Genomic DNA, 21,797 nt, shown 5'->3' with positions numbered 1-21,797 from the left:
GACTCAATCATTCCTTTTCTGTTATTGCAGCCTGATAACCACTTCTTCTTTAGGTAAGGGTCGAACCATTTTTAAATCTTTAGTAGCAATACGAGTAACACGGCTATGCTCAGACTTAGATTGCTCTTCGAGTAACAAATTGCGCCACTCGATATCTAAACGATCCCGCTCTTGTAAAAGCTGATCTAACTGCGAGGTCAACTTACGCGTGGCATGGCTGGTATAAACCACCCCTACCGCATTGGCTAACACCACCATCGACAATAATAAAATCCACTTATGTCGCCAGATATCGGCAATCACAATGCGTGATAATTTTATTGATGATTGTCCCAAATTAACCTCTTTATGATGTCGCTGTGCTCAATAATTAATAATCAAGACGTTGAGCAACGCGTAACACCGAGCTTCGTGCTCGTGGATTCTGCTCAATTTCAACATCCGACGGCTTCATTGCTTTGCCAATCGCTTTTAGCTTTCTCGATTTATTTATTTCCGCTTCTGTTATCGGTAGCCCGTGTGGCACGCTTTCACCTTGGCTATTTTTACGAATAAAACGTTTTACCATTCTGTCTTCTAAAGAATGGAAACTGATCACCGATAAGCGGCCTTCTGGCGCCAATACTGAAACTGCGCCTTCTAACGCTTGCTCAATTTGCTCAAGCTCACTGTTGATATAAATACGAATAGCTTGAAAAACACGTGTCGCTGGATGCTTATTACGCTCTTTATTTTTAGTAATTCGAGCAATTAGATCGGCTAAATCTTTTGTGCGTAAAAAAGGAGTTTCTTCACGGTCAGCAGCAATACATCGGGCAATATGACGCGCATTTTTCTCTTCGCCGTAGGTTTTAAAAACCCAAGCCATATCTTCAATTTCTGCTTTAGCGATCCACTCAGCAGCCGTTTGACCTTGGCTGTTATCCATTCGCATATCTAGTGGACCATCGCGTAAAAAACTAAAACCACGTTCAGCATCATCTAACTGAGGCGATGACACGCCTAAGTCCAATAACACACCGTCAATTTTGCCTTTAAGCCCGAGCTCAGTAACGTAGTCAGCCAATTGGCCAAAACCTCCGTGAACAATCTGAAAGCGAGGGTCGTCAGCAAATTGCTTTGCCGCTTCAATAGCTTGGGGATCACGATCGATCGCAATTAGACGTCCATTGTCACCAAGTTGACTTAATACATGCCTAGAATGACCACCACGCCCAAAAGTGCCATCGATATAGATGCCATCTTCATGGATATTTAAACCATCAACGGTTTCTTTTAGTAGTACAGATAAATGGGCAAATTCTTGGCTCATTAGACTCTTCTTAATTGGGTTATTTATAATGAAAAATTAGCTAATCTTTCATGGTTTGCGAGATCTTCTGCTTGAATCAACTCATGGCTTTCATCCATCTGTTGTTGCCAAGCAGCTTCATCCCATAATTCAAATTTATTGAGTAGACCCACCAACATCGTTTTCTTTTGTAAGCTGGCGTATTGTCTTAATGCAGGTGGAACAAGCGCACGTCCATTGCCATCCAACTCACATTCGTGAGCGTGACCGAGTAATCTACGTTTCATAGAACGTTCGACTTTATCTGTGTCAGACAATTGTAATAACTTGGCTTCAATCAATTCCCATTCATGGATCGGATAGATCAGTAAACAGTGTGATTGAATATCAACGGTGATAACCACAATGCCTTCGTGCTCGGCGCGCAAGGATTCTCGGTATCGCATTGGAATAGCGATCCGTCCTTTTGCATCCATATTTATTGCACTGGCACCCCGAAACACGGTCATCAAATCCTATAATTTGTTATTAAATTTCCCACAAATATCCACAATTCCCCACAACCCTTAAGTTTAGGGACACAACACAAGTATTGTCAAGGGATGACAACATTAATTAAATCCAGTTCTGAAGCGGGTTCGCAGCAAATTTTAATTAATGATAAGCGAGTGGATAAAAGTGGTTTTTAGATGGGTAAATGAACGAAACCATAGACATAACAGCGTTCATCTCAGTAAAGAATGTGGGGAATTTGATCCAAATTGTGACCATTTTCATATAAAAATAACAAATAGGGTCGATCTTACAGGCAAAATAAAAATAAAAATCCACCGAAAACATGATGTCGATAACTGACTGGCAATAATGATTGCCGTTAACCAGCGCATTTTGTTGTATTGAATGATATATAAAACAGAGCAGCACATGTGAGTCAAAAATGACCATTCCATATACGCAAAAGGGAAAATACCAAGAAAGATGAAACAAAGTTATACTTAAATTGTCTAAATACTAACCAAAGATTGCCGATATAGTATATGAATCGACTTAGATCCATCATTTATCGACAACCATAAGGAGGCCATCATGAGCTTAGACACCATATATGCCATAACAGCAACACCACCAAAGCAAGTGGGTAGTTTTAAACGAGATGTCAAAAAGGTAAGCAACAGTAATGCCTTAGATGCTGATAGTCATGAAGCGCCGCAATCGCAATTGCCACCAAACACATCAACCCCAAATGCAGCTATATCACGTCCTAATACAAACCAAGCTCAACCCGCAGATACTAAATCATCTGCAAGACATATCGATATAGAAGTGTAAACTTCACCATTAAACTGTTTGTTGGACAGCTTTTTTCCAACCTGAATATAAACGATTGCGTACATCGGCTTCCATCGATGCAAAGAACGTTTTATCGGCCGCTGCGATATTATTAAGTTCAGCAGTTGATTGCCAAAAACCAACAGCAAGCCCAGCCAAAAATGCAGCCCCCATCGCCGTAGTTTCTGTAACCTGAGGTCGAATCACATCCACATCACTAATATCAGCTTGAAACTGCATTAAGAAATCGTTTGCAACTGCACCGCCATCGACGCGAACTTGAGTCAACGGGACTCCCGAATCTTGGCTCATCGCTGCAAGTAAATCTTGGCTTTGATAGGCTATCGCTTCTAATGCTGCACGGATAATATGACTGCGGTTAACGCCACGAGTCAGACCGACAATCGCGCCACGAGCATCAGGTTCCCAATAAGGCGCTCCTAAACCAACAAATGCAGGTACCAAATACACTCCATTGGTATCTTCCACTTTATTAGCAAAATATTCTGTGTCTTGTGCATCCTGAATCAAGCCCATTTCATCACGAAGCCATTGAATCACAGCGCCGCCCATAAACACTGAGCCTTCTAATGCATAGTTTACCGATAAGTCTCCACCAATTGCTACAGTGGTTAATAAGCCATGAGTTGATGATACGGCTTTCTGGCCTGTATTCATTAATAAGAAACAGCCTGTGCCATAAGTATTTTTTGCCATTCCTGGCTCAAAACAAAGCTGACCAAATAACGCAGATTGCTGATCTCCCGCCATACCAGCAACGGCAATCTCACCACCAGCAATCGTGGTTGTACCATAAACAGCACAAGAAGGTTTCACTTCTGGCAGCATTGCCCTTGGAATATCAAACGCTTTTAACAGTTTTTCGTCCCATTGCTGCTGATGGATATTAAACAACATCGTCCGAGACGCATTAGTCGGCTCGGTTACATGCACTTTACCTTGAGTCAACTTCCACACTAGCCAAGTATCTATTGTGCCAAACAACAAATTGCCCGCTTGGGCTTCTTCACGCGCACCTTCAACATTATCCAAAATCCACTTAATTTTACTGGCAGAAAAATAAGGGTCGAGTACTAAACCTGTGGCAGACTTAATATTCTCCTCTAACCCATCCGCTTTAAACTGCTGACATATGGCTTGACTACGACGGCATTGCCAAACAATGGCATTGTATATTGGCTTACCAGTGCGTTTATCCCACACCACTGTTGTTTCACGTTGATTTGTGATGCCAATTGATGCCACTTCATCAGCGCTAATACTCGCCCTTGCTAAGACTTCGATTAATGACGAACTTTGCGACGACCAAATCTCCATCGGATCGTGTTCTACCCACCCAGCTTGAGGATATATCTGAGAAAACTCTCTTTGCGCCACTGCAACCATATTGGCATTGTGATCGAATACAATCGCCCTAGAACTTGTCGTACCTTGATCGAGCGCAATAACATATTTCTTAGAAGTCATTATCTACCTATAGATTGTCAGCAGTGTTATTTTAAAAAGTGTTCTGCACGCTTGCGCGGTATAACACTGTAAAAATTATCTTTACTAAGTTAAGACGGATAATCACCGATCTCAAGTCCGTTACACTCACAATGAGAATAATTGTGCTGTAAGCTATATTTAGCCTACAAAAAAGCCCCGCGAGTGCGAGGCTTTTTCAATGTAATCTACAGTTTCAAATTACATTTTATAGCTTAATTGAATACCAGCTAACCAAACATCAGCTTCAACATCACCGCTATAATTAACTGATGCTAAACCCAGTAGGTCTTGAGTTTCGTCAATTGGCGCGTCCCCCACACCTTTAATGTAGGTCAAAGCAAAATCAACCGTTAGGTTTTTCGTTGCTTGATATCCTGCACCAGCACTGAACCATAAACGATCTGAATCTGGGATTGTTGTTGAACGGTATTCGTCTTGCGCAGCACCTTGATCTAATGCCATACCGCCACGAACTAACCACTTGTCGTTAAGTTGGTATGTTGTACCGACAGCAAAACGCCAGTTATCTTTGAAGTTCTCTTCTTTAACTAAATCAGACTCCAATGGTAAACCCGTTGTTGAGTCAATTGGTTTAGTTTCGCCAGGGAAGTATGCTACTAACTCATCAAAAACACTCCACTGAGTCCAGTTTACACTTGCATGCATTGCCCAGTTTTCAGTTAATTGGTGATGTGAAGCTAACTCAGCAAATGCAGGTAACTCAATCGGTAAGTAGCCTTCAATGTGCACATCTTGACCGCCATCGTACAATAAGCCAGATGCAAAGCCATCTAACTCAAGTTCAACGCCACTGTGATAAGCAAAGCCTAAACGATGCGCTTCATTGATCTGCCAGCTTGTGCCTAATTGCCAACCTAAGGCAATATCATCACCTTCCATATACTTAAGGCTCGCACCTGCATCAGGAAGTTGAGGGGCAAGAGCAGGAACGGCTTGTTTCACGCCATCAATCCAACCCGGCATAGATGCGCCAACATGGCCTTCACCATACACCACACGTAATCCGGCACCGACACTGAATGCTTCATTAACTTTATAAGCAATATTCGGGTTAAACTCGACAGTTGTAATCCCAGTTTCATTACCGAATAAAGACGCTGGATGGGTTGCATCAAGCTCTGTCGCTAAACCGTAATTTGAGTTAACCGCTAAACCCCAAGTCCAGTTGTCATTCAACTGATTAGAGTAATAAAAGTTAGGCACAACCGCACTATCAGCAAAATCAGTAGCATCCGCTGTAATAATGACAGGATCAGGACCTAATATTGGAGAAGAAATACTGACGTCACCTACAACATCAACATTTGGCATGATGTAAATCGCACCAGCTGAAAGTTGACGACCTTCAAGGTAAGTTAACATTGCAGGGTTTCTTGCTTGAGCCGAAGCATTATCTGCCATTGCCGCTTCACCAGCAAAAGCACGGCCTAAACCCGTTGATGAGTATTCCGCTAACTGAAAACCAGCTGCATTCACTTGAGTCGTTGCCCCGAAAAGCATGGCACTTACTGCCACAGTCAATAGTGTCTTTTTCATTATTAGTCTCTGTTTGTAGCAAATCTAATGTTTGCTTAATCTCTTACATCATTAGAGCAATTGCTCAATTTGAAATCGCGGCAAGTTTACTGATGCAGAATAAATTTACAAGCCAAAGCCTTAAAACAGAGTAAATAACTACAAAACCAGTAACAGAAAACATCTTTGGTGACACAGCTCACACCAAAAACGCCCTCTCAGAGACGTTTTTTAAAAAATACTCGCTAAGAGCCAATAGAAAAATATCAAACATAATAATAAAAACTTAAATATCAATCAGATAACAAGAATGTATTACTGGACGCAAGTGTTCCCAAAAAAGCAGTGAGTTTCACTACCTTTGTGTAAAACAATGAAAGATAAAAAGACAAAACCTTAAAAATCAAACTATTAAGCCAATATAATTTATATCAATCAATAAAAAAGCCCTTACTTATCATAGTAAGGGCTTTAGCTAATATAAACTTGGTACAAGTGTAAGCCTAAATGTTAATTTTAAGCCCAATAGCAACAATTTGATTAAACCTGTTTAAAATTACGTCGCTAATCGCAGACATATTGTCATGGCGATTAACGACGCCAAGCAGGTATATTCGCCTCGTAGTCCGTAATTGCCTGTGCATATTCTAAGGTTAAGCCAATTGCATCCAAGCCGTTTAATAGCTTATGTCTCGCTGATTCAGCAATCGAAAAATCGAAAACACTCCCAGTTGGTGAGGTCACCGTTAACGACACTAAATCAACGGTAATATTCGCACCTTCACTGGCCTCAACCTCTGCCATCAATTGATTGACTTGCTCGTGAGTTAACTTAACTGGCAATAAACCATTATTGATCGAGTTGCCATAAAAAATGTCAGCAAAAGTGGGCGCAATGACCACACGCAAACCAAAATCGGCTAACGCCCATGGTGCGTGTTCACGACTAGAACCACAGCCAAAATTTTCTTGAGCTAATAAAATCGACGCACCTTTATAACGAGGTAAATTTAATGAAAAATCTGGATTATCTTGCTCACCCGCTTCATCTAAATAACGCCAATCATGGAATAAATGCACCCCAAAGCCATCCCTTGTCACTTTTGATAAGAATTGCTTAGGAATTATTTGGTCAGTGTCGATATTCGTACTATCAATCGCAACCGCTAGACCAGTATGTTGAGTAAAAGCTTGCATCTGTTTCTCTCTTCTAGTGGTAATGGATTAATAAGGCTTACGGATATCAACAAAATGACCAGCAATAGCTGCTGCAGCTGCCATTGCAGGGCTCACCAAATGTGTTCGACTGCCACGGCCTTGGCGACCTTCAAAATTACGATTACTGGTCGATGCGCAGCGATCGCCAGCTTCTAATCGATCATCATTCATTGCTAAACACATAGAGCAACCCGGTAAGCGCCACTCAAAACCAGCATCAAGGAAGACTTTATCTAACCCTTCTGCTTCTGCCTGTAATTTAACTTGTCCAGAACCTGGAACCACAATCGCAGTGACGCCATCAGCGACTTTACGGTTTTTAGCATGGTGCGCAGCTGCACGTAAGTCTTCGATACGAGAGTTAGTACACGAACCAATAAAGACTTTATTAATCGGAATATCAACCATTTTTGTACCAGAAGTTAGGCCAATATATTCAAGGGCTTTTTCCATGCTACTACGCACTGTCGCATTTGGCTCGCTCGCTGGATTTGGCACTTCTGCATCAATCGGAACCACTTGACCTGGATTTGTTCCCCAAGTTAATTGTGGTGCAATATCGGCAGCGTCTAAAATCACTTCTGCATCAAAGCTTGCATCTGGATCGGTTTTTAACGCTGTCCAATCCGCAACGGCTTGCTGCCAGTCATCGCCTTTAGGGGAAAACTCGCGCCCTTCAAGATAGTCGAATGTGGTTTGATCAGGCGCAACCATGCCTGCTTTAGCGCCCATTTCAATGGCCATGTTACATAATGTCATGCGACCTTCCATTGATAGCGCTTCGATAGCGTCACCACAGAACTCAACGACATAACCAGTACCGCCATCCATGCCTAAGCGACCAATGATGGCTAACACAATATCTTTTGCTGTAATGCCTTCAGCGACATGACCACGTACTTCCACTTTCATGGTTTTCGCTTTCAGCTGACGCATAGTTTGGGTTGCTAACACATGCTCAACTTCTGAAGTACCAATACCAAATGCCAATGCACCAAATGCCCCATGTGTCGCCGTATGCGAGTCGCCACAAACAATGACAGTACCAGGAAGTGTAATGCCTAATTCCGGCCCCATTACATGAACAATACCTTGGTTAGGATGGTGAATATCATAAAGCTTAACGCCAAATTCTTTACAGTTTTGCGCTAATGTCTCCACTTGAATACGTGCCATTGGACTCATCGCATCTAAGCTCGCGCTCAATGTCGAGATATTATGATCCATGGTTGCAAAGGTTTTTTCAGGTGCGCGGAGTTTACGCCCTGCGGTTTTTAAACCACTGAAGGCCTGCGGTGATGTCACCTCGTGAACCAAATGGCGATCCACATAGATAATCGGAGCCTCTGCTTCTGGCGATGCCAGTACATGGGCATTCCACACTTTTTCATACAGAGTCTGAGCACCACTTGCTTGAGTTGCCATTACACACCTTCCTTAACAGCATTAGCGATAAAATCGCCCATTTCTGACGTTGTTTTAGCATTTTGGCGTTCATCAGCACTTAATAACTCGCCCGTTAAATAACCTTCAGACAAGGCTTTACTTACCGCACGCTCTATCGCACTCGCGGCTTCTTCAAGCTTTAAACTATGACGCAGCAATAAGGCCGCTGATAAAATTTGTGCCACTGGATTAGCAATACCTTGGCCGGCAATATCTGGTGCACTGCCACCAGCAGGTTCATACATACCAAAACCACTGCTATTTAAACTCGCAGATGACAATAGCCCCATCGAGCCCGTCAACATGGCAATTTCGTCAGAAATAATATCGCCAAATAAGTTTGAACATAACATAACGTCAAATTCATTCGGACGACGTAACAATTGCATTGTCGCGTTATCAATATAGATATGCTCAAGCTCTACATCTGGGAAATCTTTAGCGACACCTTCAACAACTTCTCGCCATAATACTGAACAAGCCAGAACGTTAGCCTTATCAACTGATGTCACTTTTTTGCTTCTGCCTTGAGCAGCTTCAAAAGCAATGCGAGCTATGCGTTCAATCTCGCGGCGGCTATAGCGCATCGTATCAAACGCTTCTTCATCAGCGCCTTCACCTTGGCGCCCTTTTGGCTTACCAAAGTAAATACCACCCGTTAACTCGCGGACGCATAACACATCAAAACCACGTGATGAGATATCACTGCGCAGCGGTGACATATGTTCAAGCCCTGTATGCAACTTGGCAGGACGTAAATTACAGAACAAATCAAAATGACCACGAAGCGGTAACAACGCGCCACGTTCAGGTTGATCATTAGGGGCTAGATGTTCCCATTTAGGGCCACCAACACTACCAAACAATACGGCATCTGCAGCTTCACAACCTTTCAAAGTTGATTCTGGTAACGGGCAACCATGGTTATCAATGGCAATACCACCAACATCGTACTCAGCATATTCAATATTTAGTGCAAATCTGGCTTCAACTTCTTTTAGCACTTTGCGTGCTTCAGCCATTACTTCAGGACCAATACCATCCCCTGCTAATACTGCTACTTGATAACTCATACTCCACCTAACTCCCTATCTTTATGAATCTGTTGTTTAAAATCAGCTACTTTATCTGCACGATAAATTAAGTTCATCACATGAACGAGCGCCTGTGCTGAGGATTCAACCACGTCTGTTGCTAACCCTAGACCATGGAAAGTTTGCTGATTGTATTCTGCGGTAATATCAACTTGGCCTAAGGCATTTTGACCTTCACCTTTCGCACCTAATTTGTAGTTGGTAATATTGATGGTGCGGTCTGTTGCTCTTGCAATGGCATTGTACGCAGCATCAACAGGACCATTACCGGTCGCTGCTTCTGTCATCTCTTTACCATCCACCGTAATACGCACTGTGGCCGTTGCCACGCCTTCTGTAGAGTCTGAATGCACCATCAAATGTTGTAATGCGTAATGATCATCATCTTGAGATTGAGCTTCCATAAACACTAAGGCTTCTAGGTCATAATCAAATACTTGACCTTTCTTATCCGCTAAATTCAAAAATTGCTCGTAAAGGCTATCCATATCGTAATCGGAAGCTTGGTAACCCATTTCTTCCATACGGTGCTTAATGACATGGCGACCTGAGCGTGATGTCATATTTAAATTATTACGATTCAAACCAATGCTTTCTGGTGTCATGATCTCGTAAGTGTTTTTCGCTTTTAACATGCCATCTTGGTGAATGCCTGATGAATGAGAAAACGCATTGGTGCCCACGACAGCTTTGTTCGCTTGAATAGGCATATTACACAGCTGGCTCACCAATGAAGAGGTGCGATGGATCTCTTTTGCATTAATATTGCTTTCAAGCCCTAATAAACCTTTACGCGTCGATAGGATCATGGCGATTTCTTCTAATGAACAATTACCCGCTCGTTCGCCAATACCGTTTACAGTACATTCAATTTGACGAGCGCCATGCTCAACAGCAGTAATAGAGTTAGCCACAGACAAACCTAAATCGTCATGACAATGCACTGATATCACTGCTTGATCGATATTAGGTACACGATTAAATAGCGTTTGAATGATGCCACCGAACTCACTTGGCACGGTATAGCCCACGGTATCAGGAATATTAATGGTGCGAGCACCCGCTTTAATGGCTTGTTCAACCATACGGCATAGGTTATCAATAGGTGTTCGACCCGCATCTTCACACGAAAACTCAACATCATCAGTAAAACGGCGAGCATATTTAACGGCCCCAACAGCCATATCAAGCACGTCATCAAATGAACGTTTTAATTTGCTTTCAACGTGAATAGTCGATGTAGAAATAAAAGTATGAATACGGAACTGTTCAGCAACAGATAACGCTTGAGCTGCCGCATCAATGTCTTTTTCAAGAGCACGAGATAATGCACAAACACGGCTGTTTTTAATTGTTCTAGCAATGGTCTGCACTGATTCAAAATCACCTGGCGATGACACAGGAAAACCCACTTCCATAACATCAACACCCAAGCGCTCAAGCGCCAGAGCAATTTGCAGCTTTTCTTTAACCGTTAAACTTGCTGCTAACGCCTGCTCACCATCTCTCAATGTGGTATCAAATATTATGACTCTATTGGACATCAGTTTTCTCCATCGAACTTTGTTGTTCAGGTAAAAGTTTGTTCGGTTATCTAACAAATAACTGCGACGCCATTAAAAGTGTTTAGCAAGTCATTCGTCTATTTGTTTGTTCTAAAAATCAATTGGGTACAGAAACAAAAAACCCCGCGGCTGTTAGCGCGGGGTTTGTGAATGCAAGTAAACTTATTTAGCAAGTAACACAAAGGACTCCGCGCAAATTTTGCGTAAGAGAAGAAAGAGACCTAGGAGAATGTTATCACTATAAATATTCATTAAAGTTAACTAATTATTCTTAAATTAAAATGTTCTATACTGACTTTTTAACGTGACAAGCCTGCTGTGTCAACCCTATTTTATTCATCTTTTGTTCAATTATCCCTTAAAGCTAAATCAGACTCGACAGTCAATCTTCCCTAAAACAGTGTAGCGATAAAGAAAAACCCAACGTAAACCTTGATATACGCTGATTCTAGGATTTATTTTCAAAAATAATTTGCATCAAACAACTAAGTATCACCACCAATAAAAAAGTGCATAAATTTTTTGAAGTGATTAAGCCATTTTTGTTATATCAGCCATGCGAATCAATACGCAGCCAGCAAACATTGAATATGGGACTAGCATAGTAACTGAATGAAATAGATCGTTCGTGATTAAAAACACCTGTTAATCATGTTTGCGCGATAACCTAATCAAAGCGGTTGCACACAAAGGAAGGCCATAACGAGAATGATGAAATCAAGCTAGTGAAATATAAGAGAGCTAAAATTGACGACAAACGAGAATTGAAGAAGTGAAGAACTGAAGAAGTGAAGAACTGAGGAGGTGAAGAACCATCACGCTTTCATTACCTAGCATTAAAACGGCTCGCTAACATCCTTGATGATAACGCAATAAGCCTTGTACCAAAGATTAACTAGCTTTCGATTAAGTATTGGCTAATTTCATCCAAAAAGGCATTACCAAATCGGCTTAACTTACGCTCACCAACACCATTCACCGCTAACATTTCTCCGGCGCTCGTGGGTACCATTGCCGCCATTTCTGCTAATGTTGCGTCATTGAATACTAAATATGGCGGAACGTCATGCTCTTCGGCCAGCTCTCTTCGTAGTAATTTCAGGCGTGCAAAGAGCTTTCTGTCGTATTGCTGCGGCGCACGAGAGGCGCTACTGCGACGTTTAGTGGTCACTAATTGAATACGAGGCTCTGCAAGTTGCAATGTCACCTCGCCTTTTAACACGGCTCTTGCTGATTCGTTGAGCTTAACAGATGAACCACGGGTAATATCTTGTGAAGCCAGTCCAAGGTGAATGAGTTGACGTGTAACCGACAACCAATACTCATGGCTTTGCTCCTTGCCAATTCCCCAAGTGGATAACTTATTATGGCCACGATCCATCACATTGGCCGCTTTTGAGCCACGTAACACGTCAATGACCTGATTCACCCCAAAATGCTGGTTTAGTCTAAAGATACAAGACAAAACTTTTTTAGCATCTTCACTGCCATCATACTTTTTAGGCGGGTCAATACAGACATCGCAGTTACCACAAGGCTTATCAGCACTTTCATCAAAGTAATGCAGTAATACCTGACGGCGGCATGTTTGCGCTTCAGCAAACGCCGCCATGGTATTCATTTTATGGAACTCCACATCTTGTTGCGGACCGGGCTCAGATTGCTCAATTAAATGCTTCACGCGCCCAATATCAGCAGGGTCAAATAACATGTAAGCTTCAGCATCTAAGCCATCTCGTCCTGCTCGGCCTGTTTCTTGGTAGTAAGACTCCACGCTTTTCGGAATATCGTAATGCACTACAAAGCGGACATTGGATTTATTAATCCCCATGCCAAAGGCAACAGTTGCCACTACAATATCGATTTTATCTTTTAAAAATTTATCTTGAATATCAACACGTTCTTCTTGTGTCATACCCGCATGGTACGCAGCAGCGCTGAAGCCCTGCAGCTTTAGGCGATCAGCAACCTCATCAACACGGCGTCGACTACTGCAGTAGATAATGCCATTACTGCCTTTTTGCAGTTGTAAAAACTGCTTTAGCTGGTTAGCCGCATTGAGCTTTTCGACCACAGTGTAACGGATATTAGGTCTGTCAAAGCTAGATAATAAGCAAAATGGCGTGATATGAAGACGCTGGCAAATACTCTCACGAGTTGCTTGATCAGCAGTAGCTGTTAACGCCATCAGTGGAATGTATGGAAATATCTGTTTTAACTGACCAAGGGCGGCATATTCAGGTCTAAAATCATGGCCCCATTGACTGATGCAATGCGCTTCGTCAATGGCAAACAGAGATACCTGTAATTCATGTAAACGTTCAATAAAGTCAGGACGAAGTAAGCGCTCTGGCGATACATATAGCAGCTTAATTTCACCTTGATGCAAACGACGTAGTATTGCCACCGTTTCTTCACGAGGCAAGGATGAGTTCAAATAAGCTGCCGCAACACCAGATTGAGTTAAGCTGTCCACTTGATCTTTCATCAAAGAAATCAAAGGTGACACCACTACTGTCAACCCTGGCAGTAATAAAGCTGGCAGCTGATAACACATACTTTTACCGCCACCTGTGGGCATGATAACTAATGTGTCTTGGCCGTTTAACGTTTGCTCAATAATCTCACGCTGACCTTCTCTAAAGTCACGATAGCCAAATATCTGTTGTAAATGGTAGCCGAGTGCGTCCTGCTCCAATGCTGGAGTGGGAACTGAAATCTGCTGCGGCTGTGCTTCTACTGAACCTGAGATATGATTGTCCATCTTTTGAGCTGAAGATAAGAAGCGCCATTTTAAAGCACTGCTGTGCATATGTCTCGAATCAATGCGCAATAGCTGACCTCAACTGCTCAAATATGCACCATTGATTTTATAAAGCTAATTAAGTTAGATTAAATACTCTATCTCATCACGTTCATGTATTTCAGCATGACTTGCTAACTAAAGGCCAACTATGACCACGGACGTTCAACGTAAAGTATTACAACAAGTGGCTGATATTTTTGATAAGCATGTTCCTTTTCATAATCTACTCGGATTAGAAATCAAGCGTTACGATATCGACGGTGTTGAAGTGGTGATTAAAATGAAACCCGAACTCATTGGCAATATTCATCAACACATATTACATGGTGGAGTGACAGCCACACTGCTCGATGTTGTCGGTGGGTTAACCTGTTTTGCAGGCTTAGTTTCAAGCCGAGAAGATTGGACCATTGAAGCGTTAGAACAACGGCTCACTACGCTCGGTACAATTGATATGCGAGTCGATTACCTTCGCCCAGGCCGAGGAGAAATATTTACAGCCACAGGATGTGTGATCCGTTCAGGTAATCGTGTTTCAGTGTGCCGAATGGAGCTGCATAATGAACAAGGTACTCATATCGCATTTGGCACGGGAACTTATATGGTTGGCTGATATGATGGGTTGAGTAGCCAGATGCGAATAATTCATTTGAACATCAGTGTCTATTTGGCAACTGTAAAGTTTTTGTATATTCAATATACGTAAAATGATTTCGCGAATTACTTGAGAGATTACCGTAAGCCACCTACAATCGCCTTCTTTATCGCTTCATACTGGATTCCCATGCAAGATCTTGAACATCGTAAAGGCATAGCCCTTGCCATTTGTGCCTACTGTCTATGGGGAATTGCACCGCTTTATTTCAAGTTACTGAGTGACGTTTCTGCGCTGGAAACCTTAGCGCACCGTGTCGTGTGGTCATTTATTTTTATTATCATTTTAATGCAGTTTTTGGGCGGTTTCTCTCGCTTAACGACCTTGCTGAAAAAGCCCAAACAGTTACTGGTGTTAGCACTCACCTCGGTGCTCATTGCTGCTAATTGGTTGATATTTATTTGGGCCATTAATAACGATCAAATGCTTGATGCCAGCTTAGGCTACTTCATTAATCCATTATTTAATGTGCTATTGGGAATGGTCTTTTTATCTGAGCGGTTACGCAAATTGCAGTGGGCTGCTGTGGCGCTAGCCAGTATTGGCGTTTTGATTCAGCTCATTTCATTCGGCTCAATACCTTTAGTATCTCTGGCATTAGCAGCTTCTTTTGGCTTTTATGGTTTATTGCGTAAAAAGGTCAATATCGACGCTAAAACAGGCTTATTAGTTGAAACCGCTATTTTGCTCCCTATCGCACTCGGCTATTTAGCGCTCACATTAGACACTGCCAGCGCGAATATGCTGACTAATGATATGACAATGAACCTCACACTGATTGCAGCAGGTATTGTCACTACAGTGCCATTATTGTGCTTTGCTGGTGCAGCCATGCGCATCCCCCTATCGATGCTGGGATTCTTTCAGTATATCGGTCCCAGTATCATGTTTATTTTGGCAATATTTTTATACAAGGAACCATTCGATATTGAAAAGGGCATCACCTTTGGGTTTATTTGGAGTGCTTTAGTGGTCTTTACTACCGATATGGCACTACAACGACGCCGTCGTTTAAAGCAAAGCTAACAGCCAATTGACTTAATCCTGCCAAGCAGTCATTTTTGTTATTGCTGCTTGCGGGTTTTCTAACGATAACAACAACGAATACCCCTTTTCAGTGGGTAACAACAAGACATTCTCGTTTGTAGTCACTGATACTAACGCCTTATCGCCGTTTTGCAGCGTAAACCATCCTAATGAGTAACCTGACAAGCCAAGACCATTCGTTCGTCTTGTAGGCATATATTGAGGCACCTCAATAAGATTAATCACTCTGGCCTGCTGCCAAACTAATTCATCTTGCTGAAATACTTGTCCGTAGAGTGGAATAGTCAGTGTCACCTGATGACTTTTCTCGACCGATAACCCCGCATGTTGCGTTTGATACAAGGTAATAGAAAACAAACCAAACACCGCAATAATTATCCCTAAGCTTGCGTAAACGGCCATGCTTGGCATCTTTTTCAGTTTTAAAAGTAACGTGAGCAGCAATAAGCCCATCATAACGCCGATGAAATTAGCTAAACCGTTCGCTGTTAGCCCTGCCAGTTCTATATTCATTGATTTTCTATACCTAAAATTCGTTTTTATTAAGCGCCCAACTTAATAGAGCATGTGATTGGAATAATGCAATATTTTGCGAGCATAACAAAAATGCCACCCCATGGCTTAACATGTTGTGGCATTTCAGTAAGTATCAAACAATCACGTATTCAACATTAATGTTCAAATCTAGTGTTATAAATATACCTTATAAATCTAGGGCCAATATTTTTGATTTACGTTGAAAATTATATAGCTGCTTTTTGACATTCGGCAGCGCATCAACCTCAACAATATTAAAGCCATGCTCTAAAAACCAATGAATACTGCGAGTCGTTAAGGCAAATAGCCGTGAATAGCCTCTGACTCTGGCTTGACCAATAATGTTATTCAATAGCACGCTACCTCTGTCGGCATCACGGTAATCGGGATGCACGACTAAACAAGCAAACTCACCGGCATTATCTTCTTCAAATGGATACAGTGCTGCACAACCAATCACCAAACTGTCACGCTCAATCAGCATAAACTGTTCGATTTCCATTTCCAGTTGCTCACGAGAGCGTCTAACCAGTATCCCTTGCTCTTCTAGTGGTCTAATTAAATCTAAGATACCACCGATATCGCCAATGTTTGCCCGGCGTAATCGTTCGGCACTTTCGGTCACAATCTGGGTACCAATACCTTCACGAGAGAATAACTCTTGCAACAAGGTGCCATCTTCAAGGTAACTCACTAAATGACAACGTGGCACGCCATTACGACACGCATCAATACTGGCTTTTAAGAAGGCCATAGTACCAACACAGGCTTCGCCAGCTTGATTCATGTCATCCCAAATAGCTTGTGCGCCATTAGGCATTAACTCGGCAATCACCTCGCCTGACTCATCTAAAATGCCGTGAGTATTACTAAAGCCGATGATCTTATCTGCCTTTAACTTTATCGCCACTTGGGTGGCAACCTCTTCAGCCGTTAAATTAAAACACTCACCAGTCACTGAGACCGCCATAGGACCCATTAACACAATACAGTTATTATTTAATTGACGCTCTAACCCTTGGGTATCAATACGGCGCACTTTGCCAGTCAGGCAAAAATCGACGCCATCATCAATACCTAATGGCTGTGCAATAACAAAATTGCCGCTCACTAAGTTGATTTGCGCATTTTGCATCGGTGTATTACCCAAGCTCATCGATAAGCGCGCGGTAATATCAAATTGCACCGCACCGGCAACTTGCTTAATGACTTTAAGCGAGTCTTCGTCGGTTATACGCACACCATTGTGATACGTAGGCTCGATGTTCGCATCATGCAATGCCGCGTCAATTTGAGGGCGGGCACCATAAACTAGCACGACTTTAATCCCTAAAGAGTGCAACAAGGCGACATCATTGAGAATGCCTCTAAATTGATTATGTAATAGTGCTTCGCCACCAAGCATCACAACGAAGGTTTTGCCGCGATGCACATTGACATATGGCGCTGAGTGACGGAATCCATCAACAAGTTCTGTGGTTCTTAAAGGCACATTAACCCCTAACAAATAAACTTAACGGTATTCAGTGTCTATTCTAAATACGACACCAATATAATTAATCAATATTATTGCATTTAAATTCACTTTAAAAGACTTTTATTGGGATATTTAGCGATTTTTAGTATTTAACTATTCAAAAAAGTCTCAAAAGCGGTGTCACGTTAGTATTCGATAAAATATCAGCTAGCCAATCACTTAATTAAAGCGACCCTTTTGCCATGGTTTGTAAAATAGTTGGCCAATATACAGGTAAGCACTCAGTCATACGCAGCCTAATCAGCCAAGATGACAAGTTTAATACTCACACTAAATAATCAGTACAAAGCACTGTAAAGATATATTGCTACTTAAAAATGGATAAGAGAGTTGGGATGACATTGGTGGGGCTGAAAAAGGGCCAAAAAAAGCCCCTAAAAAGGGGCTTTTAAAAGGAGGAAAAATCAATTACTTGATTTTAGCTTCTTTGTAGATAACGTGCTGACGAATAACTGGATCAAATTTTTTGATTTCCATTTTTTCAGGCATGTTACGCTTATTTTTTTCAGTAGTGTAGAAGTGACCAGTTTTAGCACTAGATACTAATTTGATCTTCTCACGATTACCTTTAGATTTAGCCATTTTCTATTATACCTTCTCGCCGCGGGCACGAAGTTCTTTAACTACAACTTCAATACCTTTTTTATCGATGATACGGATACCTTTAGTAGATACACGTAGTTGCACGAAGCGTTTTTCTTCTTCTAACCAAAAACGGTGGTTTTGTAGGTTAGGTAAAAAACGACGACGAGTCGAATTTTTAGCGTGCGAACGGTTGTTACCAACCATCGGCTTCTTGCCAGTTACTTGGCATACTCTTGACATGTCAATCTTCTCCAAAAACAATTTTAAAACGCTCGAGCATTTATGTGCCTCGTGTGGCCGTCGCCCGAGGCACAAAGAGGGCGCATTTTATACACGATAACAAAACTAAGATCAAGTGTTGTTTAAAATATCCACCCACGTTCAGCAAAGGATATTATCTGCTGATCACCTACAACCATATGATCTAATAGAGAAACATCGATAGTAGAGAGGGCTTTTTTTAATCTGTCAGTAATTTGCCGATCTGCCTGACTTGGCTCTGCAATGCCAGACGGGTGATTATGACACACTATGACTGCCGCAGCCTTTTTCTCCAGCACCAACGCCACCACTTCACGTGGATATACTGATGCCGAATTAATCGTTCCGCGGAATAATTCTACAAACTGAATCACTCTATGTTGGCTATCCAACAATAATAATGCGAACACTTCATAGGATCGGTCTGCTAATTGTCTCATTAAATAGTCCCGAGTTAAATCAGGATTTATTAAAATTTGTCCTCGATGCATATTTTCTTGAAAAATTCGCTTCGAAATCTCCGATGCAGCCTGCATTTGAGCAAATTTTACCGGCCCAACACCCGCTAATTGACACACTTGAGACTGTGATGCTGAAAATAAAGCCCGTAATCCGCCAAATTCTGTGATCATTCCTCGAGCCAAATCCACCGCATTATGGCCTGCTAACCCATTTCGCAATAATACAGCCAATAATTCTGCATCTGATAAGTGCCCAGCCCCATGATGAAGTAACTTATCTCGTGGACCTTCTCCTTCTGGCCAATCTTTTATTGCCATAAACACTCCCTTGTTTATTGCTTAAATCAAATTCAGTCAATATTCCTGTTAGCTCACGCATCACTGCCAACATAACCATAGAGTATGGACGAAAATTTTAATTTCGGATCGTCACCATTTAGGTTGATTGTGATATTGTAGCGCCAATGAACTGGATAGCAGGATTGAGTAAACATGCTGACAAATAAAAAGTCCTTTTGGGTATCGGTGGTGGCATAGCCGCGTATAAAAGTGCTGACTTAATTCGTCGCCTCAAAGAACGTGGCGCAGATGTTCGTGTGGTCATGAGCCAAAGCGCCATGGAATTTATCACCCCGTTAACCATTCAAGCTTTATCAGGTCACCCTGTTGCTTCTGACTTACTGGATCCCGCAGCTGAAGCTGCAATGGGGCACATTGAATTAGCTCGTTGGGCTGATGTAGTCATCGTAGCGCCAGCAACAGCAAACCTTATTGCCCGCATTAATGCTGGCATGGCAGATGAATTGCTAACTACCACTTGTTTAGCCACAGAAGCGCCAGTGATAGTGTGTCCAGCCATGAACCAGCAAATGTATCGTAATCAAGCCACTCAAGAAAACCTTGCCAATATTGCTCGCAAAGGCATCACAGTTTGGGGACCAGCGAGTGGCGACCAAGCCTGTGGCGAAGTGGGTCCCGGTCGGATGATGGAGCCGTTAGCCATTGCTGAGCAGCTCATCAATTTCTTTGGCCCTAAACCATTAGCCGGAGTCAAACTACTCCTCACAGCAGGCCCAACTCGAGAAGCGATTGACCCAGTGCGTTATATTTCTAACCATAGTTCAGGCAAAATGGGCTTCGCATTGGCCACAGCAGCGACACAAATGGGCGCTGAAGTCACCTTAGTATCAGGGCCAGTCAATTTAGCGACCCCAAGTCATGTCAACCGTATTGATGTTGAATCAGCCCAAAACATGCTTGATGCTGTTATGGAGCATGTTGATGGTCAAGATATCTTTATAGGCTGTGCTGCTGTCGCAGATTACCGCATTGCTGAAGTAGCAGAATCAAAAATCAAAAAATCAGCTGAGAATATGCAGCTTGAGATGATCCGTAATCCAGACATTCTTGCCAATGTAGCCGCATTAAAAAATCGTCCTTTCACTGTAGGTTTTGCTGCTGAGACCGATAACGTAGAAGAATACGCCCGTGGCAAGCTTGAGCGAAAAAAGTTGGACTTAATTGCCGCAAACGACGTATCAATCGCTGGGCTTGGTTTTAATGCTGACGCCAATGCATTACATGTTTTTTGGCAGGACGGTAGTCAACAGCTGCCAGCAACCGATAAACTGACCCTAGCAAAACAATTACTTACTTTAATAGCAACAAAAATAAAAACATCATGAAGACACCTGTAGAATTAAAGTTACTCGACTCCCGCATAGGCAGCGAGTTTCCACTACCAAACTATGCCACACCAGGCAGTGCTGGTATGGACTTGCGCGCCATGATCGATACCACCATGGTCATTGAGCCAGGTAAAACAGTGTTAATCCCCACAGGGATTGCAGTACACGTTGCCGATCCAAGTCTTGCGGCAGTGATTTTGCCTCGCTCAGGTTTGGGGCATAAACACGGCATTGTGTTAGGTAACTTAGTCGGCTTAATTGACTCTGATTACCAAGGACCATTAATGGTGTCTTGCTGGAATCGTAGCGATGAGCCTTTTACATTAGAAATAGGTGATCGTTTAGCGCAACTGGTGTTTGTTCCTGTTGTTCAAGCACAATTTACCTTAGTCGATGAGTTTGATACCTCAGATCGTGGTGAAGGCGGATTTGGTCACTCAGGTACCAAATAACCTTTACAAGTAGTCACAAGCCTAGGAATAACAAATGGCGGCTAGCCCAAAAATAAATCGTCGTGAGCACATTTTACAGTGTCTCGCGCACATGCTGGAAACCAGCCCTGGCCAACGTATTACCACTGCTAAATTGGCAGCTGAAGTTGGTGTTTCTGAAGCGGCGCTTTATCGCCACTTCCCAAGTAAAGCAAGAATGTTTGAAGGCTTAATTGAGTTTATTGAAGACGCGATTTTGTCTCGTTTAAACCTGATTATGGATGAAGAGAAAGACACCATGAAACGCTGTGAATTAGTCTTACAGCTATTACTAGTCTTCTCTGAGCGTAACCCAGGTATTTCACGGGTACTCAATGGCGACGCACTACTGGGCGAGAACGAGCGTCTACGCAGCCGCATCAGTGGTTTATTTGCCAAAATTGAAACCCAAATTAAGCAAATACTGCGTGAAAAAACCTTACGTGAAGGCCATGGTTTTAATTTAGATGAAGCCATTTTAGCAAACTTATTATTAGCTATCGCCGAAGGCAGAATCGCCCAATTTGTTCGTAGTGAATTTAAACAAAAACCTACCGAGCACTTTGACGAGCAATGGCAATTTGTTCAGCAGCAGTTGTTACGCAGCTAAATCAGCCTTCAAAGTACAATAATGTAAACGCACTTCGGTGCGTTTTTTTATGTAAACAATTGTATTAATGACTTAAAAGTCGTACTTTAAGATGACAAAAATAGAATTAATCGATAGAAGTCGATAGGTTTTTCCGATAAAAATACAAGGAT

The 21,797-nt window shown here is 42.2% G+C and carries 21 protein-coding genes; 6 read left to right on the top strand and 15 right to left on the bottom strand.

Translation table 11 applies throughout. From position 1 onward, the window contains the following. Nucleotides 1–21: 21 nt before the first annotated feature. Genes ftsL through mraZ form a run of 3 tightly spaced genes read right to left on the bottom strand, consistent with a single transcriptional unit; the run spans nucleotide 22 to nucleotide 1,794 of the window. Nucleotides 22–336 (bottom strand): cell division protein FtsL, encoded by a 315-nt coding sequence (gene ftsL / locus ACGEDC_RS10465; RefSeq protein ID WP_055025211.1) that lies wholly within the window; start codon nucleotides 334–336, stop codon nucleotides 22–24. A gap of 34 nt (nucleotides 337–370) precedes the next feature. Next, a complete protein-coding gene (rsmH, locus tag ACGEDC_RS10460; protein WP_055025212.1) occupies nucleotides 371–1,312 on the bottom strand; it encodes a 16S rRNA (cytosine(1402)-N(4))-methyltransferase RsmH in 942 nt (313 codons plus the stop codon). Nucleotides 1,313–1,335: 23 nt separating this feature from the next. Continuing rightward, nucleotides 1,336–1,794, bottom strand: coding sequence for a division/cell wall cluster transcriptional repressor MraZ (gene mraZ, locus ACGEDC_RS10455; protein ID WP_055025297.1), 459 nt, complete (start codon nucleotides 1,792–1,794; stop codon nucleotides 1,336–1,338). Between the two features lie 583 nt (nucleotides 1,795–2,377). Here mraZ and ACGEDC_RS10450 point away from each other — a divergent pair. Then, entirely contained in the window at nucleotides 2,378–2,620 is a 243-nt protein-coding gene (locus tag ACGEDC_RS10450) for a hypothetical protein (protein WP_080914709.1), read from the top strand. A gap of 9 nt (nucleotides 2,621–2,629) precedes the next feature. Here ACGEDC_RS10450 and glpK read toward each other — a convergent pair whose 3' ends face one another. The 7 genes from glpK to recQ all read right to left on the bottom strand — a co-directional run bounded on the left by glpK (nucleotide 2,630) and on the right by recQ (nucleotide 13,752). Continuing rightward, the gene (gene glpK, locus ACGEDC_RS10445) at nucleotides 2,630–4,108 is read right to left on the bottom strand and encodes a glycerol kinase GlpK (RefSeq protein WP_394498101.1); all 1,479 of its coding nucleotides are present in this window, start codon (nucleotides 4,106–4,108) and stop codon (nucleotides 2,630–2,632) included. Between the two features lie 219 nt (nucleotides 4,109–4,327). Then, nucleotides 4,328–5,686 carry an outer membrane protein transport protein gene (locus ACGEDC_RS10440; protein ID WP_394498099.1) on the bottom strand — a complete coding sequence of 453 codons (1,359 nt, stop codon included), beginning with the start codon at nucleotides 5,684–5,686 and terminating at the stop codon, nucleotides 4,328–4,330. Between the two features lie 570 nt (nucleotides 5,687–6,256). Next, on the bottom strand, nucleotides 6,257–6,862 hold the full coding sequence (gene leuD, locus ACGEDC_RS10435) for a 3-isopropylmalate dehydratase small subunit (protein WP_394498097.1): 606 nt from the start codon (nucleotides 6,860–6,862) through the stop codon (nucleotides 6,257–6,259). 27 nt (nucleotides 6,863–6,889) lie between these two features. Next, nucleotides 6,890–8,308 carry a 3-isopropylmalate dehydratase large subunit gene (leuC, locus tag ACGEDC_RS10430; RefSeq protein ID WP_282167098.1) on the bottom strand — a complete coding sequence of 473 codons (1,419 nt, stop codon included), beginning with the start codon at nucleotides 8,306–8,308 and terminating at the stop codon, nucleotides 6,890–6,892. Next, nucleotides 8,308–9,402 (bottom strand): 3-isopropylmalate dehydrogenase, encoded by a 1,095-nt coding sequence (gene leuB / locus ACGEDC_RS10425; RefSeq protein WP_055025218.1) that lies wholly within the window; start codon nucleotides 9,400–9,402, stop codon nucleotides 8,308–8,310. The genes leuC and leuB overlap by 1 nt, the downstream gene beginning before the upstream one ends. Continuing rightward, entirely contained in the window at nucleotides 9,399–10,967 is a 1,569-nt protein-coding gene (gene leuA / locus ACGEDC_RS10420; RefSeq protein WP_055025219.1) for a 2-isopropylmalate synthase, read from the bottom strand. The genes leuB and leuA overlap by 4 nt, the downstream gene beginning before the upstream one ends. Before the next feature lie 916 nt (nucleotides 10,968–11,883). Beyond that, on the bottom strand, nucleotides 11,884–13,752 hold the full coding sequence (gene recQ, locus ACGEDC_RS10415; protein WP_080917350.1) for a DNA helicase RecQ: 1,869 nt from the start codon (nucleotides 13,750–13,752) through the stop codon (nucleotides 11,884–11,886). A 190-nt stretch (nucleotides 13,753–13,942) separates the two neighbouring features. Here recQ and ACGEDC_RS10410 point away from each other — a divergent pair, with 190 nt between their 5' ends. Continuing rightward, entirely contained in the window at nucleotides 13,943–14,407 is a 465-nt protein-coding gene (locus tag ACGEDC_RS10410; protein ID WP_055025220.1) for a thioesterase family protein, read from the top strand. A gap of 171 nt (nucleotides 14,408–14,578) precedes the next feature. Continuing rightward, on the top strand, nucleotides 14,579–15,475 hold the full coding sequence (gene rarD / locus ACGEDC_RS10405) for an EamA family transporter RarD (protein ID WP_080914704.1): 897 nt from the start codon (nucleotides 14,579–14,581) through the stop codon (nucleotides 15,473–15,475). Between the two features lie 12 nt (nucleotides 15,476–15,487). Here rarD and ACGEDC_RS10400 read toward each other — a convergent pair whose 3' ends face one another. From ACGEDC_RS10400 to radC, 5 genes are all read right to left on the bottom strand, one after another. Further along, nucleotides 15,488–16,009 (bottom strand): PH domain-containing protein, encoded by a 522-nt coding sequence (locus tag ACGEDC_RS10400; RefSeq protein ID WP_394498092.1) that lies wholly within the window; start codon nucleotides 16,007–16,009, stop codon nucleotides 15,488–15,490. 190 nt (nucleotides 16,010–16,199) lie between these two features. Further along, nucleotides 16,200–17,525 (bottom strand): amino-acid N-acetyltransferase, encoded by a 1,326-nt coding sequence (argA, locus tag ACGEDC_RS10395; RefSeq protein ID WP_065110094.1) that lies wholly within the window; start codon nucleotides 17,523–17,525, stop codon nucleotides 16,200–16,202. Between the two features lie 453 nt (nucleotides 17,526–17,978). Continuing rightward, entirely contained in the window at nucleotides 17,979–18,152 is a 174-nt protein-coding gene (rpmG, locus tag ACGEDC_RS10390; RefSeq protein WP_055025224.1) for a 50S ribosomal protein L33, read from the bottom strand. A gap of 6 nt (nucleotides 18,153–18,158) precedes the next feature. After that, complete coding sequence (gene rpmB / locus ACGEDC_RS10385) at nucleotides 18,159–18,395, bottom strand: 50S ribosomal protein L28 (RefSeq protein ID WP_055025225.1); 237 nt, start codon at nucleotides 18,393–18,395, stop codon at nucleotides 18,159–18,161. A 122-nt stretch (nucleotides 18,396–18,517) separates the two neighbouring features. Further along, nucleotides 18,518–19,195, bottom strand: coding sequence for a RadC family protein (gene radC, locus ACGEDC_RS10380; protein WP_055025226.1), 678 nt, complete (start codon nucleotides 19,193–19,195; stop codon nucleotides 18,518–18,520). A gap of 197 nt (nucleotides 19,196–19,392) precedes the next feature. On the opposite strand from radC, the gene coaBC reads away from it, so the two are divergent. Genes coaBC through slmA form a run of 3 tightly spaced genes read left to right on the top strand, consistent with a single transcriptional unit; the run spans nucleotide 19,393 to nucleotide 21,645 of the window. Continuing rightward, the gene (coaBC, locus tag ACGEDC_RS10375) at nucleotides 19,393–20,562 is read left to right on the top strand and encodes a bifunctional phosphopantothenoylcysteine decarboxylase/phosphopantothenate--cysteine ligase CoaBC (protein WP_394498088.1); all 1,170 of its coding nucleotides are present in this window, start codon (nucleotides 19,393–19,395) and stop codon (nucleotides 20,560–20,562) included. Beyond that, nucleotides 20,559–21,017 (top strand): dUTP diphosphatase, encoded by a 459-nt coding sequence (gene dut, locus ACGEDC_RS10370; protein ID WP_055025228.1) that lies wholly within the window; start codon nucleotides 20,559–20,561, stop codon nucleotides 21,015–21,017. Before coaBC ends, dut begins: the two co-directional genes overlap by 4 nt. 34 nt (nucleotides 21,018–21,051) lie before the next feature. Next, entirely contained in the window at nucleotides 21,052–21,645 is a 594-nt protein-coding gene (slmA, locus tag ACGEDC_RS10365; RefSeq protein ID WP_055025229.1) for a nucleoid occlusion factor SlmA, read from the top strand. Nucleotides 21,646–21,797 lie beyond the last annotated feature (152 nt).

The organism is Shewanella sp. ENK2, assembly GCF_043568515.1.
GTDB lineage: Bacteria > Pseudomonadota > Gammaproteobacteria > Enterobacterales > Shewanellaceae > Shewanella > Shewanella japonica.
This window is presented reverse-complemented; position numbering and strand designations above follow the sequence as displayed.

Coding starts and splice junctions, on each gene's coding strand:
- rarD (WP_080914704.1), top strand. CDS start 14,579: ATGCAAGATCTTGAACATCGTAAAGGCATAGCCCTTGCCATTTGTGCC.
- ACGEDC_RS10410 (WP_055025220.1), top strand. CDS start 13,943: ATGACCACGGACGTTCAACGTAAAGTATTACAACAAGTGGCTGATATT.
- glpK (WP_394498101.1), bottom strand. CDS start 4,108: ATGACTTCTAAGAAATATGTTATTGCGCTCGATCAAGGTACGACAAGT.
- leuC (WP_282167098.1), bottom strand. CDS start 8,308: ATGGCAACTCAAGCAAGTGGTGCTCAGACTCTGTATGAAAAAGTGTGG.
- radC (WP_055025226.1), bottom strand. CDS start 19,195: ATGGCAATAAAAGATTGGCCAGAAGGAGAAGGTCCACGAGATAAGTTA.
- leuA (WP_055025219.1), bottom strand. CDS start 10,967: ATGTCCAATAGAGTCATAATATTTGATACCACATTGAGAGATGGTGAG.
- ACGEDC_RS10400 (WP_394498092.1), bottom strand. CDS start 16,009: ATGAATATAGAACTGGCAGGGCTAACAGCGAACGGTTTAGCTAATTTC.
- slmA (WP_055025229.1), top strand. CDS start 21,052: ATGGCGGCTAGCCCAAAAATAAATCGTCGTGAGCACATTTTACAGTGT.
- recQ (WP_080917350.1), bottom strand. CDS start 13,752: ATGGACAATCATATCTCAGGTTCAGTAGAAGCACAGCCGCAGCAGATT.
- leuD (WP_394498097.1), bottom strand. CDS start 6,862: ATGCAAGCTTTTACTCAACATACTGGTCTAGCGGTTGCGATTGATAGT.
- ACGEDC_RS10450 (WP_080914709.1), top strand. CDS start 2,378: ATGAGCTTAGACACCATATATGCCATAACAGCAACACCACCAAAGCAA.
- ACGEDC_RS10440 (WP_394498099.1), bottom strand. CDS start 5,686: ATGAAAAAGACACTATTGACTGTGGCAGTAAGTGCCATGCTTTTCGGG.
- rsmH (WP_055025212.1), bottom strand. CDS start 1,312: ATGAGCCAAGAATTTGCCCATTTATCTGTACTACTAAAAGAAACCGTT.
- leuB (WP_055025218.1), bottom strand. CDS start 9,402: ATGAGTTATCAAGTAGCAGTATTAGCAGGGGATGGTATTGGTCCTGAA.
- rpmG (WP_055025224.1), bottom strand. CDS start 18,152: ATGGCTAAATCTAAAGGTAATCGTGAGAAGATCAAATTAGTATCTAGT.
- dut (WP_055025228.1), top strand. CDS start 20,559: ATGAAGACACCTGTAGAATTAAAGTTACTCGACTCCCGCATAGGCAGC.
- rpmB (WP_055025225.1), bottom strand. CDS start 18,395: ATGTCAAGAGTATGCCAAGTAACTGGCAAGAAGCCGATGGTTGGTAAC.